Annotated in this window: 13 protein-coding genes and 1 pseudogene; 10 read left to right on the top strand and 4 right to left on the bottom strand. The window is 53.1% G+C overall.

Annotated elements, in window-relative coordinates; all coding sequences use genetic code 11:
* Nucleotides 1–2: 2 nt before the first annotated feature.
* Nucleotides 3–2,870 carry an excinuclease ABC subunit UvrA gene (uvrA, locus tag AB1483_01770; protein MEW6411181.1) on the bottom strand — a complete coding sequence of 956 codons (2,868 nt, stop codon included), beginning with the start codon at nt 2,868–2,870 and terminating at the stop codon, nt 3–5.
* Nucleotides 2,871–3,051: 181 nt separating this feature from the next.
* Between uvrA and AB1483_01765 the strand changes: the two genes are divergently transcribed.
* On the top strand, nt 3,052–3,654 hold the full coding sequence (locus AB1483_01765) for a methyltransferase domain-containing protein (GenBank protein MEW6411180.1): 603 nt from the start codon (nt 3,052–3,054) through the stop codon (nt 3,652–3,654).
* Nucleotides 3,655–3,664: 10 nt separating this feature from the next.
* Nucleotides 3,665–4,192 carry an ECF transporter S component gene (locus tag AB1483_01760; GenBank protein ID MEW6411179.1) on the top strand — a complete coding sequence of 176 codons (528 nt, stop codon included), beginning with the start codon at nt 3,665–3,667 and terminating at the stop codon, nt 4,190–4,192.
* 1 nt (nt 4,193) lies between these two features.
* On the opposite strand, the gene AB1483_01755 is transcribed toward AB1483_01760, so the two are convergent.
* Both AB1483_01755 and nadC read right to left on the bottom strand, forming a co-directional pair.
* Nucleotides 4,194–5,189 carry a biotin--[acetyl-CoA-carboxylase] ligase gene (locus AB1483_01755; GenBank protein MEW6411178.1) on the bottom strand — a complete coding sequence of 332 codons (996 nt, stop codon included), beginning with the start codon at nt 5,187–5,189 and terminating at the stop codon, nt 4,194–4,196.
* 6 nt (nt 5,190–5,195) lie between these two features.
* Nucleotides 5,196–6,080 (bottom strand): carboxylating nicotinate-nucleotide diphosphorylase, encoded by an 885-nt coding sequence (nadC, locus tag AB1483_01750; protein ID MEW6411177.1) that lies wholly within the window; start codon nt 6,078–6,080, stop codon nt 5,196–5,198.
* A 58-nt stretch (nt 6,081–6,138) separates the two neighbouring features.
* On the opposite strand from nadC, the gene ilvC reads away from it, so the two are divergent.
* From ilvC to AB1483_01730, 4 genes and pseudogenes are all read left to right on the top strand, one after another.
* Nucleotides 6,139–7,086 (top strand): ketol-acid reductoisomerase, encoded by a 948-nt coding sequence (gene ilvC / locus AB1483_01745; protein MEW6411176.1) that lies wholly within the window; start codon nt 6,139–6,141, stop codon nt 7,084–7,086.
* 177 nt (nt 7,087–7,263) lie between these two features.
* On the top strand, nt 7,264–9,495 hold the full coding sequence (locus AB1483_01740; GenBank protein ID MEW6411175.1) for a TonB-dependent receptor: 2,232 nt from the start codon (nt 7,264–7,266) through the stop codon (nt 9,493–9,495).
* Between the two features lie 17 nt (nt 9,496–9,512).
* Entirely contained in the window at nt 9,513–10,574 is a 1,062-nt protein-coding gene (locus tag AB1483_01735) for an HmuY family protein (GenBank protein MEW6411174.1), read from the top strand.
* 138 nt (nt 10,575–10,712) lie between these two features.
* Nucleotides 10,713–11,531: pseudogene (locus AB1483_01730) on the top strand (HEAT repeat domain-containing protein).
* A gap of 686 nt (nt 11,532–12,217) precedes the next feature.
* Here AB1483_01730 and AB1483_01725 read toward each other — a convergent pair.
* A complete protein-coding gene (locus AB1483_01725; protein ID MEW6411173.1) occupies nt 12,218–12,310 on the bottom strand; it encodes a hypothetical protein in 93 nt (30 codons plus the stop codon).
* Between AB1483_01725 and AB1483_01720 the strand changes: the two genes are divergently transcribed.
* From AB1483_01720 to AB1483_01705, 4 genes are read left to right on the top strand one after another with little or no spacing between them, the layout of a single operon-like run.
* The gene (locus AB1483_01720) at nt 12,270–12,722 is read left to right on the top strand and encodes a peptidylprolyl isomerase (GenBank protein MEW6411172.1); all 453 of its coding nucleotides are present in this window, start codon (nt 12,270–12,272) and stop codon (nt 12,720–12,722) included. The genes AB1483_01725 and AB1483_01720 overlap by 41 nt on opposite strands.
* Nucleotides 12,719–13,549 (top strand): hypothetical protein, encoded by an 831-nt coding sequence (locus tag AB1483_01715; GenBank protein MEW6411171.1) that lies wholly within the window; start codon nt 12,719–12,721, stop codon nt 13,547–13,549. Before AB1483_01720 ends, AB1483_01715 begins: the two co-directional genes overlap by 4 nt.
* Nucleotides 13,524–14,021: an adenosine-specific kinase gene (locus tag AB1483_01710; GenBank protein MEW6411170.1), complete on the top strand. Its 498-nt coding sequence runs from the start codon at nt 13,524–13,526 to the stop codon at nt 14,019–14,021. The genes AB1483_01715 and AB1483_01710 overlap by 26 nt, the downstream gene beginning before the upstream one ends.
* 37 nt (nt 14,022–14,058) lie before the next feature.
* Nucleotides 14,059–14,724, top strand: a complete 666-nt coding sequence (locus AB1483_01705; protein ID MEW6411169.1) for a porin family protein — start codon at nt 14,059–14,061, stop codon at nt 14,722–14,724.
* The last annotated feature ends 10 nt before the right edge of the window (nt 14,725–14,734 follow it).

Here is a 14,734-nt window from a genome sequence, read left to right as displayed (position 1 = left end):
GATTACAGCGGTTTTCCGTTTAAAACGTCTTTTAAAAACTGCCCGGTGTAAGATGACCGCTCCTCGGCCACGTCTTCAGGCACGCCCGTGGCGATAATTCTCCCGCCGTCATCCCCTCCCTCGGGACCGATATCGATTATCCAGTCGGCGGTTTTGATAACATCCAGATTATGCTCGATCACCAAAACCGTGTTACCGCGGTCAACGAGTTCGTTGAGCACCTTGAGAAGCATTCTTATATCTTCGAAATGGAGTCCGGTGGTGGGCTCATCGAGAATGTACAGGGTCCTTCCGGTTGCCACCTTCGACAGCTCCGTGGCCAGCTTCACGCGTTGAGCCTCACCGCCCGACAGCGTGGTAGCCTGCTGCCCGAGGTGGATATATCCCAGGCCGACACTGTAGAGAGTGAGCAGTTTATTTTTGATCCGGGGGATGTTTTCGAAGAACGCCAGCGCCTCGTCGACAGTCATATCGAGAACGTCGGCGATATTCCTGCCCTTGAAGGTAACCTCAAGCGTCTCGCGGTTGTACCGCTTGCCTTTACACACCTCGCACGGCACGTATACATCGGGCAGAAAGTGCATTTCGATCTTAATAATACCGTCCCCCTCACACGATTCGCAGCGCCCGCCTTTCACATTGAACGAGAACCGCCCCGGCAGATATCCCCGCGCCTTCGCCTCCGGAAGACCGGCAAACAGATCACGTATGTGCGTGAACACCCCGGTGTAAGTAGCCGGGTTCGATCTGGGGGTGCGGCCGATCGGGGATTGATCGATATCAATCACCTTGTCGATATTCTCGAGGCCCTCAATCTTCTCGAAGGGGAGCGGCGCGGTCCTGCTATTGTAGAATTTACGCGCCAACACCCGATAAAGCGTCTCATTGATAAGAGTCGATTTCCCCGAACCGGAAACACCGGTGACCACGACCAGGCAACCAAGGGGAATATCCACTTCGACCTTCTTCAGATTGTTGCCGGTCGCGCCGGACAATTTGATCGATGAACCGTTTGATTGGCGGCGCTCTCTTGGCGTTTCGATCTTCTTTTTACCGCTCAAATACTGACCCGTGATAGAACCCTTGGCCTTGCTGATATCTTCCGGTTTGCCTTCCGCGACTACCTGCCCGCCGTGTACGCCGGCGCCGGGTCCCAGGTCAATGACATAATCGGCGCTCTCTATTGTCTCGCGATCGTGTTCAACGACAAGCACGGTGTTGCCGATATCACGAAGCTCCTCCAGCGTGCTCAGCAGCTTCTTGTTGTCTCGCTGATGGAGCCCTATCGATGGCTCGTCGAGAATATACAGCACTCCCACCAGACGAGACCCTATCTGGGTGGCCAGTCGAATACGTTGCGCCTCACCTCCCGACAGGGTCGATGCAGCCCTTGCGAGAGTCAAATAGTCCAGACCAACATCGCACAAAAACCCCAGACGTTCCTTTACTTCCTTGAGTATCTGCCGGGCGATTGTCTGCTGCCGTCTGGACAGACGTATTTCGTTGAAAAACTTCAAACCCTGCTTGATCGACATGTTCGTTAGGCTGTCAATCGTCTCGCGGTCGATAATCACCGCCAGCGCCTCGGGGCGCAGCCGCGTTCCCTTGCACCCCGGACAATCCGTGATCGACATGTAATTTTCAATCCACTGACGTACACCGCTCGATTCAGTCTGTTTATAGCGCCTTTCCAGATGCGGAATGACCCCCTCGAAGGCCGCCTCATACACCCCCGCGCCGCGCCCCCGGCCGGAATTGTGCTCGTATTCGAACTCTATCTCGTCCTTACCGGAACCGTACAGAACAACCTTCTGAACATTGGCCGGAAGCTTCTCAAACGGCGTCGAGAATTTGAAATTGTAATGCTTCGCCACCCCTTTGAGCATATAACGATACCAGTTGGACATATCGGCGCCCCCCCACGGACGTATCGCTCCATCCGTCAGAGACAGGGACTTGTCGGGAATCACCAGGTCCGGATCGATCTCCATCCGTTGACCGAGACCATCGCATATCTGGCAGGCCCCAAACGGCGAGTTGAACGAGAACATCCGCGGCGTCGGCTCTTCGTAGCTTATGTGGCAGTTGAGACAGGCGGACTGCTCGGAGAAAAGAAGATCCTTGCCCTTGATATTGATCAGCACGGTCCCCTTTCCCACCTTGAGCGCCGTCTCAACCGAATCCGCCAATCGCCTTCTCGAATTGCTCTTCACTATCAAGCGATCCACCACCGCTTCGATAGAGTGCTTCTTCTTTTTGTCCAGCGAGATGTCGCTGTCGGTTTCGATTACCTCGCCATCCACCCGAAGACGCACGAAACCTTCGCGCTGAGCTTCCTCAATGTATTCTTTGTGTTCCCCCTTCTTGCCGCTTACCAGCGGGGCGAGAACCATCAGGCGCGTGCCCTCTTCAAACGTCAAAACGGAATCAACGATCTGTTCGGCGGTCTGCTGGGTTATCGGCTGTCCGCACTTAACACAATGCGGCACACCAATCCGGGCGAACAGAAGCCGGAGATAATCATAAATCTCGGTCACTGTCCCCACGGTCGAGCGGGGATTTTTCGGCGTCCCGCGCTGCTCTATCGAAATGGCCGGGGAGAGACCCTCAATAAAATCAACATCGGGCTTCTCCATCAGCCCCAGAAACTGACGCGCATACGCTGAAAGCGACTCTACGTAACGGCGCTGTCCTTCCGCATAGATGGTGTCGAACGCCAGCGAACTCTTGCCGGAGCCGGATAGACCCGTGATCACCGTGAGAGTATTCCGCGGGATTTTTACGTCGATGTTCTTGAGATTGTGTTCCCGGGCTCCCTTGATATGAAGGAAATCCTGATTCTTCTGATATTTTCCGTTGTTATTTGCCATTTTGGTTCCAAAAAAGTCCAGTCTGTAAATATACTATATCCGCAAGACGGCGAAAGCGGAAAACCGAGTTTCCCTGTCACTTTCTCTGTTAATCCGCCTTAACGCCGATCAACCTTCAACAGTTTCACCGGTAGCCGAAAATGCTTGACAATGCCCAACGTGGCCCTAATTTAACAGTCCTATGCACGACAAACACCAGGAATTCTTCGACTCGCTGGCCGCCGAATGGGATTTGATGTTCACCGCCGAAGATCTTGAGCGTCTCACCCATATCGTTGATCTTTTAGGGGTTAACAAAGGAATGCAGGTGCTCGACCTCGGCTGCGGAACCGGCATTCTCTTCGACATACTGCGCCGAAAAGTAAGCGACCAGGGATCCGTGACCGGTGTCGATTTCTCCTATGAAATGGCCCAGAAAGCCCACCGGAACTTCCCCTTCTCCAACGTCAATGTCGTCGATGCCGATGCTATTAGCTTGCCCTTCGCCGACTCGACCTTCGATATGGCGGTGGCTTTCTCGGCCTTTCCGCACTTCTCCGACCAGCAGAAAGCCATCGACGAAACCCACCGGGTTCTCAAAAGCGGAGCGAAGTTCTATATCATACACTTGATCTCTTCCAGGGAACTCTCCGAAGTACACCATCGCATCGGCGGTGTCGTTAAAAATGATGAGATCCCTACCGAAAAACGGCTGCGGGACATGCTCAACACCAGCAAGTTTAGTAATATAAGCATCGAAGATCACCCCGGCCTTTATCTTGCCATCGCCGTGAATTCCAAGTAGATTCATCGATGTGAACGGTTTTCGGCCCAGAATCAAATTTATAACACACGTAGCGCTCTATCTGGCTCTGGCGGTGCTGCTTCCGCTTGGTTTCCACGCCTTCGGCGTCGGGGGGAGAGTCTTTCTGCCAATGCATATTCCGGTTTTGCTGGCCGGGTTTCTCACCGGTCCCTGGTGCGGGCTCATTGTGGGTCTGCTCGGGCCGGCGGCTTCGTTTCTTCTCACCGGCATGCCCCCGACATACGCCGTGCCGCTTATGACCCTGGAACTGGCTGTCTACGGCCTCATCGCCGGTATTGCCTATCAGAGACTCAAACTGAATATCTACGTAGCACTATTGGCTGCGTTGATTTTGGGAAGACTCGTGTTTGCCCTTGGACTCATTGTGCTCGGAAGATTTATGGAATTACCTTACACCGTCGCGGTGTTCTTCTCATCCACCGGGGCCGTGGTGGCCGGATTGCCCGGTATTGCGGTTCAGATTGTCATTATTCCGATTGTCGTAGCCGCCCTGAAAAGATACCGCACAAACGCCTGACCTAATCTTTCACTACCGTGACCTCGCCGCTGGTCACCGCGCGACGCTGCCCGTCCATCTCTATAATCAGCGCTCCCGTGGCGTCTATGTCGATAGCCTTGCCTTCAACTATACGATTACCAAAACTCAATCTCACTTGCTGGCCTATGAGCGAAGAGTACTTGCGGATCCTCTTTCTTGAACGACCCAACTGCCCCTTCTGATATCCGAGGTACTCCTTTTCGAAATTGGAAAGAAACAGCCTGAGTAAATCAAGGCGGGGAACCTTCCTTCGATTGACCGCCCGAAGCGAAGTGGCGATAGACTTCAACTCCTGCGGAAAGTCATCAGGTTTCTGATTCACATTTATGCCTACGCCCACCACAACATAGTCAACCCTGTTTCTCTCGGCTGACAGCTCGGTCAAAATCCCGGCCACTTTCTTGCCGTTCACATGAATGTCGTTGGGCCATTTAATCTTGACCTCACCGGAAGTATGCTTCTCAACCGCTTCGGCCAGAGCCAGCGAGGTCATCACGGCCAATCCGGGTGCGGCCTCGGGTCGGAATTTCGGCTTAAGTATAATTGAAACGTATATCCCCGTTTTGGGAGGTGAATACCACGACCTTCCCAGCCGGCCCCTTCCCTTGGTTTGAGTCTCCGCGGTAACTATGGTGCCTTCAGGAGTCCCGCTTTGTGCGAGTTGGGTGGCGATGTCGTTGGTTGATTTCACCGAGTGGTAAGCATGAATTTTCTTGCCGATTACCTTCGAAGACAGCCCATAGCCGATCTCGGTTACCGTAAGTGAATCTGCCGCCGCCACAAAAGCGATCTGCCCCCCTGTCTTCTTGCGAATTTTGTATCCCAGCCTTTTGAGTTTGCCGAGCGCCGCCACGACATCGTCCGCGCCGGCTCCAAAGGCCTTCTGCAACGATGCTGTTGCCACCGGCCGCCCCGGACGGCGGCGGATGCGAAGAAGAAGGTCTTCTGATAATTTTTCCAGATCTTTGTTTGTCATGGGGTATCAATCGATGACTGTCATCGAAAAGTCGCTCGCCCGGGCCGAATGGGTGATCGAACCTACCGATATGAAGTCCACACCCGAAGCCGCCATATCCGCCACGGTATCGAGATTGACATTACCCGAAGCTTCCAGTTCCACCTTCGGATTGAGACTCCGGGCCAATTTTACGAGCACTGCCAGTGTCTGCGGTGTCTGGTTGTCCAAAAGCAGCCGCGTCACTCCCGCGCTGATAGCCTCTTCGACCTGGCTTTCGTTGGTAACCTCTACCTCAATACCAACTTCCTCAGCCTTCATCTCGAACTGCAGTCGGAATTCCGGAGTGTCAAGATATCCCATGGTTTTCTCGACAGCGCTTTTTATCGAACCGGCCGATGAAATATGATTGTCCTTGATCAGCACCATGTCGTAAAGGCCGAACCGATGGTTACATCCACCCCCGTGAACGACCGCCATCTTCTCCAGATAACGCCAGCCCGGCGTGGTTTTACGGGTATCGAGAATGCGGCAAGATGACCCTTTGATCTTCTCCACGAATTGATTGGTGAACGAAGCTATGCCGCTGAGATGCGCCATGAAATTCAGCGCCGTGCGCTCGGCGGTCAACACCGTCTGATTGAAACCGTCAATCTCCATCACGATATCACCCCTCGAGAAGTGCTCGGCGTCTTTTTTTAAAGGACGGATCACGTTGGCGGAGTCAACTATATCGAACGCTATCAGGGCCGGTTCAATCCCTGAGAGAATGCCGTCCGACTTGGCCGTTATTTTGGCTTTGATTGGCCCGGGCTCCAGGCAGGCCAGCGAGGTGAGGTCCCCCCTGCCAACATCTTCATCGAGAGCCGCTTTCACCAGGCGGCAAACGGCGCCATAATGCTCTTTATCCATCAATCCACCTAAAAATGTTCCTGTTGGCAACGACTTGCAACGCTATTATATTCCATTTGTGCCGCGAACAAAATCAAAAAATGAAACAGTTGCCGTTCTTGGGTATGGTTCCCAGGGTCGAGCAATCGCGCTCAACCTGCGCGACTCCGGCTATCCGGTCATCATCGGTCTCAAAAGCCGCTCGGCTACGAGAAAATTGGCCGCCCACGATGGACTTAGCAATATCGCAACAATCGGGCAGGCCATCCGTTCGGCCTCAATTATCGTTTTTGCCCTTCCCGATCACCTTCACGGAAGAATCTTCGACAAAGAAATTCGCAAGAACCTCAAAGACGGAGCCACCCTTGTATTTCTGCACGGCTTTTCCATCCATTTTGGCTTCATCTCTCCACCGGAGAATTGCGATATAATCATGGTTGCCCCTCACGGGCCCGGCCTCAGCGTCCGCCAAAAATACCTGTCCGACCGGAGTTTGTCCGCATTCTATGCTGCCCATCAAGACTATTCCGGGATGGCGTTGAAAAAAGCCCGGACTCTGGCGCAAGCGATTGGCATAGCTGGAAATGGACTTGTGAAAACCACTTTTGAGCACGAAACAGTCGGCGATCTGTTTGGGGAGCAGGCCATCCTCTGTGGCGGACTTACAGAACTTGTTCTCAGCGGTTTCGACTTGCTCGTAAAAAAGGGAATTCCTCCCGAAAACGCGTATCTCGAAGTAGCCTACCAACTTGACCTCATAATCCATCTGATTAAAACCTACGGAATCGAAGGCATGTATGATCGAATCTCGGTAACTGCCCGCTACGGTTCCGTCATGTCTGGCAAACGCATTGTGGATAAAGGGGTTAAGAAGAACATGGAGAAACTCTACGAGGAAATTGCGTCCGGAAAATTCGCCCGGTGCTTAAACGGCCTGAGCCAAAAAGATATCTCCCGGCTTCGAAAACAGATCAAATCCCGCGTGGCACCATCATTTGAAAAAGCCGCCCTCAAACACGCTAAGTAGCTTTTTACCAACCACTTAAATTGTTGCCAGACTCCCCCGGTATTCTTCCGCAATTACCGCCCAAGTTCTTTGTGAAAAAAAGCACAAATACTGTTTTGTTTATGACAATCTCATGACAAATCGTTATCCCCCTTTGGTTAAATTCTGCCTGATTTAACAAAAGGTGAGATAAGAAAAATGAAAAGTGCTTCCCTTCTCTCTAAGGTCTGCCTGATAGCTGCCCTGATCGCGTCATACGCCCCGGTGGCGGCGGGAGAGCTATCCGGACGTACAATGGATGCGGAAACGAAGAACTTTATAAGGGGCGTAAACATTCGTATCGTCGAATCCGGACGAGTCGTCGAAAGCGACAAGCGCGGCACGTTCAAATTCGACAAGCTGCCGGATGGCTGGTATCATCTGGTCGCCACCCATATCTCCTATGACATGAGTGACACCATTCTGGTCAATGTCTCCGGCAAGAGCAGCATTGATATCAGAATGAAACCGTCCCCGTGGGTGCTCAACGACGTGGTCATAACCGGCACGCGCTCGCCGCACCTTCTCAAAGATGTACCCGTCCAGACCGAAGTGGTCACCAAACGCGATTTCGAGCGCACCGGCGCCACGACGGTCGATGAAGCTCTGACATCCTCTATCGGCATTACCATCAATGAAGATCTGTCCGGCCAGGGCGCCACCATCCGCGGGATCGAGGGTGACCGGGTGCTGATTCTCGTTGATGGCGAGCGGGCGGTGGGACGCGTACGCGGTTCGATAGATCTGAGTCAATATTCGCTCAACAATGTCGAGAAGATCGAAATCGTCAAAGGAACCGGCTCCACTCTCTACGGTTCCGACGCCATGGGCGGCGTGATCAATATCATCACCAAGAAACCATCCACAAACATTCGCAGCGCCAACGCCTACTTTGATTATGGTACCCACGCCAGTTTCAATCCGGCGGTTGATCTGGAGTACGGCAACGAGCGAACCGGCCTTACTCTCGGCGGCAAGCTGTTCTCGACCGATGGTTTCGACCTGGACCCCAGCACGCCGCACACCAACGGGCAGGAGAAAATTGACCGCTGGAATCTGTCCGGTAAGCTTCGTCACAAACTCTCCGACAAATGGGATCTCACCGGCTCGACTCGCTTCATGCACGAGAAACGCGACTGGGTCGAATCGGAAGTCATTCCGATCAACCAGTTCGATTCCATCACTTTCACCTACGATGATGAAGAGATAAACAAGCGTTACGAGGCTTCAACGACTCTCGGTTATCTCTCCGGTGACAAGTATTCGATGAACTTTCGCCTGTTCGGCACCTACTACGATCACGATTGGAACAAATACAGCGACGAGTACTGGATTGATACCTCCAAAACCGAGGACCTTTTCCTGGAAGCATCCTACAATGCCAACTACGCCATAGGCCAGGACCACGTTGCCACCTATGGTCTAGAATACAACTACCAGGACCTCAAGTCCGACGAGTTGGTCGATGGTTCCGAGGCGGACCAGTCCGCGGCTGGCTACCTGCAGTATGAGTACTCACCGCATTCGGCGTGGAACATCGTTTCGGGCGTCCGCTACGAAAACCACAGCTCATTCGGCGGACATGTGAACCCGTCGCTGAACGTCATGTTCAAACCCGGTCAGCAGGTAAAGTTCCGCGGGTTTGTCGGTCGCGGCTTCAGAGCGCCATCTATCAAACAGCAGTATTTCGTCTTTGACCACACGGCGGCCGGCTATATCGTTTACGGTGGTTCTGCCGTTACCTCTACCGATCTGGACCTCGGCGGACTGGAGGTTGAGCCTCTGACGCAGGAAAATTCAATCAACAGTTCAATCTCCGCGGAATTTTCCTACGGGACGATTGGTCTGCACCGCATCACCTACTTTTACAACCACCTGGAGGACCTGATTGACTTTACCCTGATAGGCTTCCCCGATCCTTACTGGCGCGGTGTTTATGTGTACCAGAATATCGAAACGGCCATAACCCAGGGAATTGAATGGGAATCGCGCATACGCCTCTCCAAATCGTTCGATCTGTCTTTCTCCTACAATTATCTCTATACGCGCAACCTGGAAACCCACGAGAAACTTATCAACCGCCCCGACCATACCTTCAAGTTCTATTTCACGGGTATGATCGATCGATGGAATGCCGGCGCCAGTTTCTGGGGTGACTATCAGTCACGCAAGCTCTGGGTGCCGCGGTCGAACACCGGCGGCAACGAAGGTGATGCCGAGTACGCGCCGCATCGCACCAGACTGAATCTTAATCTGTTCAAGAGATTCGACAACGGACTCGAAACCTTCCTGACTTTCCAGAACCTCCTCGATGAAACCAACATCGACTACGGTTACTGGCCGGGATTCGAGGTCTTTGCCGGGATAAAATTCAATCTTTCTGATAACTAACATCTAAGGAGTCTTTAATGAAACACCTGTTAATTTCACTCTCTCTGCTGGCTCTCGTGTTCGGAGCGGTCGGTTGCAGTGACGATGATGACAACCCCGTTACGCCAACCACTCCGACCGGAACGGCCACTACAACCTGGAATCAAACCGGTGGCTACTGGAGCAGCACTGTTGACGCGTCTGACTACGACAGCTACATGCATTTCTCGTTCACCACTCTCGACACAGTGACGAGCGCGGTGTCCAAACCCCTCGCTGATTCGTGGGATATAGCCTTCCGGCGCGAGGTTATCAAACTCAACGGCGGGACCTCGACTGTCAATGACGGCGATGTCGAAGGAGCTGACCTCGGACTGGTCGACTTTGATGCCGTGACGATTGATGACACGACCGGCGCGGAATGGGTCACGGATTTTATCGATTACTTCATCGATTCTTTTTATACCTATAACCCGACCACGCATCAGTTGACCGCCAACCAGTTCGTTTACTCCATGCTCGATGCCTCGGGTGAACATTACGTGAAGTTTCAAATCGACTCGATGGTCGGGGCCGGCATGCCGCCGAACATGGGCACGGTGTACCTGAAATACTACTATCAGGATACGGTCAGCGTCAGAAGACTTCCCGGGCCATGCGTGGAGGCCTCGATTGAGGTGAACTCCGGCACCGGCTACTTTGATTTCAGCACTGGCGGGTCGGTTGACCCGTCGGATCCATCCGATTCCGACGATTGGGATATTGCTTTCAACTCCTATAATATCATGCAAAACAGCGGCCCCAACGGTACCGGCGAATGTGCCGCCTTTCTCGCCTGGAGCGAGCTCGACGACCCGACCGATATCGATGCCTTCATAGAACAGCCTACCGGCGCTCCGCTGTTTCCCGATATACCCGGTTCAGCCTTGACTGACTGGTATGATTACAATGGGCAGACCCATCAGCTAACCTCCAAATCGCACGTGTACCTGATAAAGACAGGTCAAGTGGTGTACAAGCTGCGGATCGAAAGCTACTACGAGGAAATCGGCGGCGTCCCGGTCAGCGCTCACTACACCTTTATTTGGAACGAACTGTAAGAAAGAATAGTCATTACTTTCTCACCGGGAGCCCTCTGAGACCTGTTCTCAGAGGGCTCTTCAGCTTAAGCCAATGATATCAACCTGCCAGTTTTAACGTTGACGGCCTTCCCGCGCGAGCATAAATTTCAGAGCAACATGAGGAATTTTATGAAAAATCTGCTCATTTTGATAGCCGTCCTGCTGCTCGCAGCAGCGGCCTATTACATCTATGATACTTTCAGGGAAAGGACTTACCCTGAAAAGGTTGGCGAGATAATCTATTTCGAAGATCAACGCGTTCTTTCGCCGGAGTTGACCAAGTATCTCGAAAATGATGACCCTGACCTTCGGGCCCGAGCCGCCCTGGCCGTCGGACGCATCGGCGCCCCCGGAAGCGGAAAGCTGCTTTACGAGGTTATGACTTCCGACAGCAGCATGGATGTTGCCGCACAGGCTGCCTTCGCCATCGGCCTCACCGGCGAAAAGAAATACACCGCGGATCTGCTTGATCTCGCTCTCGATCTTCCGTCCAAAGTTACCGTCCGTCTCGTCGAAGCAGCCGGGAGGCTCACCGACACGAGCATGAAGGCGGAAATCGATGCTATAGCCGATTTTCTTTCTCATCCGAGTCCGGAGGTGCGGGAAGCCGCCTGTATGGCGCTCTTTCGCGCCGGCGCCAAATCAAAAGCGCCCCGCCTGATAGAGTTCGCGCTGTCTGAACCGGATGAACAGGTACAGGTGGCCACGCTATATGCGCTCGCCCGGCTGGGAGTGCCCGACGCTTTCGCGGTATATGAGAAATTCGTTGCTGATGCCGATCCCTACGTGAGAAGCCTTGCCGTCCGCGGCTTCGGACTATCAGATAACGCCGACGCCGTTCGCTATCTGACCATTGCCCTCAACGACAGCGATCCACGGGTTGTCGCTCAGGCGATAACCGATCTGGCGGGCAAGAAAACGCCCGAAGCCATGTCGAGGCTGGCGAAAAAACTCGGTACGGTGCGTGATGAGAAACTGAAAGTGGCGACCATCAACGCCCTCGCTCGTCAGCAAAACGCCGAGGCCTTGGATGCGGTCAATGCCGTCCTTTCAGACGGGTCGCCTGTGAATATCACGGTTGCCGCCCTGGGTTATCTGGCGGCAATCCAGAAAGAGCGCGCGATAATGCTGATTGATTCACTGCAAACGCTCGAAGACACTGAGATACGGGCGGCCTGTGCCGATGCCTACGCGACTATCGGTACGAAGAATATAATCCCGCGCCTCGCGGTTCTCTTCAATGACAACAGCCCGCTCGTGCGCATGAGCGCGTTCTATGGCCTGGTTGCGATCGACTCCAATAACGTGACCTTCTACATTGGAAAAGCGCTCGAGGACTCCGCCTACGTGATGGCGATAGTGGCTATCGACGAAATCAAAAACCGGAAACTTGCGTCTTACCTGCCGAAACTCAAAAGTCTCGTCGAGGCCGGTCCGCAGACCCACAAGGATATTCGCGGCGCTATAGTTGACTGCAGCGAAGCATTCATCGGCGACACCGTCGCCGTCACCGACAGCCTGGCGCGGCAGATACTGATCGCCGGCATCCTCGACACCGATCAAATCGTTCGACGTACAGCGGCTGATATTTATAAAGACAAACTGAACGAAGATCGCTACGATCAGGTACCACCGGCCAACACCCGGCTGAGCAAACGCAAAATTACCGGCGCTATCGAAAAGTATCTGGCCAATCCGTATGCTACCGTCGTCACCAATCGCGGCGAATTCGACCTCGAACTCTATTTCGATATTGCCCCCCTCTCGGTCATCAATTTCATCGACCTCGCCAAGCAGGATTACTACGATGGTATCGTATTCCACCGGGTAATTCCCAATTTCGTCGCGCAGGCCGGTGACCCCGAAGCAACCGGGTGGGGCGGTCCGGGTTATGTCATCCGTTGTGAGTACTCCAGTGAACCTTTTAAGCGAGGCACCATGGGTATGGCTACCAGCGGCAAGGATACGGGCGGATCGCAATTTTTCATAACCCACACACCTCTGCCGCACCTCGATGGACGCTACACCGTCATGGGGCAGGTCCTCTCCGGAATGGACGTAGTCGATCAAATCATCAAGGGGGATACGATCAAGAACGTCTTGATTTATGAAGGCAAATTACAATGAAAAAGCACAATCTTTTTCTATGGACCGCGCTGGCGGTAATCTGCTGTGGTCTGATGCCTCGCGTTCGCGCGCAGGTTGACGACGGTATCGATCCGGATGCTCTCATCGAGAGAATTCTGGCTGTCGAAGATCAACAGCGACAGCAAATCTCTACGGTGATTGTCGACGCGGAATATGTGGAGGGTGAGGAAAAAGACGGCGAGTTTTTCGAAAAGGTTCGTTTCATCAAGAAGATTTATATAAAGTATCTGGCCGATACCGCCCTCTATCACGAAGACTATGTGGAATACTACAAAGACGGTAAACTGCAGTCACAGAAAGACCTCGATAAGGAAGCCCGCGACCGCAAAGAAAAGAAGGCCAAACGCAAGGTGAAAGACATTTCTTTCTCGATGCTTCAGCCGTTCAGACCCGACTATAGAGACCTCTATGACATCGAATATCTTGGCGTCAGCCCCGACCCGGTCGAGGGATACGTCGCCCACCACTTCGAAGTAACAGCCAAAGAGGATGCGGACTCGCTGATCAATGGCGACTACTTTTTCGATGTCGAGTCTTTCCATCTGGTGAGAGTCGATTTTTCACCGGCAAAGTTGGTAAAGAAAGCCATGTTCAAACTGAATGAAATGTCGATGTCGATTGTATACGGTCCGACGGACGATGGTTACTGGCTGGCCAGACAATTTGACATTGCAGGTAAAGGCAAAGCGATGTTCTTTATAGGAGTTAAATTCGCCGGATCGGAGTACTATCGCAATCCGGTGATCAATACTGAAATCGATGATGAAATATTCGAGGTGAATGATGGATCCGACCTTCAGAACTAAAATCGTTAAAGTCAATATCCCATCAGACTGCAACGTGATCTTCGGCCAGTCGCACTTCATCAAAACAGTCGAAGACCTCTATGAAGCTCTTATAACCGCCTCACCGTCGCTCAAGTTCGGCATAGCCTTTTGCGAAGCCTCGCAGAAACGGCTGATACGCACGGATGGCAACGACGCTGAGCTGACAAAGCTCGCCACCGCGGCGGCTTTCGATGTCGGCTGCGGTCACTGCTTTTTCGTGTATCTGAGAGACGGTTACCCGATTAACGTGCTCGGACGGGTAAAAGGGGTCGACGAGGTGTGCCATATCTTCTGCTCAACCGCCAACCCCCTTGAAGTTATAGTAATTGAGACCAGAATGGGAAGAGGCGTGATGGGTGTGGTCGATGGAGAACCGCCCCTCGGCATTGAAACCGATGAAGACAAAGAAGAACGCCGGGAATTTTTGCGCCGAATCGGCTATAAGCGATAACTAAAGACAGCCAGCAACTTCAATTGGAGGGAATCTTGTGATACGCAAAGCAGTTATTCTGTCCGTGTTTTTTCTGGCAGGCGCGCTGATGGTGCCTTCTGCCCGTGCCGGTGAAGCATGGGAATTCGGCCTAAAGGTCGGCGTGAGCTACTTCTCCATGGGCGGGGAAAGCGCCGGACTCACAGATTACAAAGCCGGTTTCTGCGCAGGGGGGCTCGTCGCGCGCAAAATTAGCAGGACCTTTACCCTGCAGGCTGAAGCACAGTACGTCATGAAGGGTGGCGAAAAGAGAATCATTGAAGGCTCCTATAAAGAGAAATACACCCTGACATATCTGGAATTCCCGCTGCTGGCCAAAGTCGTCTTCCCGCCCTCAAAGGACAAGCCGGAAACACCCAGCTATCGTTCGGTCGGCAACGAGGGATTCACGCCCGGCTTTTATGCCGGCCCGGTCATCGGCTTCAACCTCAGCGCCACACGTACCTACTCAGAATTCCAATTGACCGAAGACATATCTGGGGTTAAGAACCTTGACTACGGGCTGGCTATAGGAGGGGGTTTCGATTCGGCGCTACCCAAAGGCAAAATGCTGTTTGATCTGAGGTACACCTTCGGCTTGCGTAAGATACTCGATCTCGATTCCGACGCGGACCCGGATATTCTGAATAGGGGCGTGACAATCATGGTGGGTTATGTCTTCTGACAACCGAATC

This window comes from Candidatus Zixiibacteriota bacterium (assembly GCA_040756055.1).
Classification (GTDB): domain Bacteria; phylum Zixibacteria; class MSB-5A5; order GN15; family FEB-12.
This window is presented reverse-complemented; position numbering and strand designations above follow the sequence as displayed.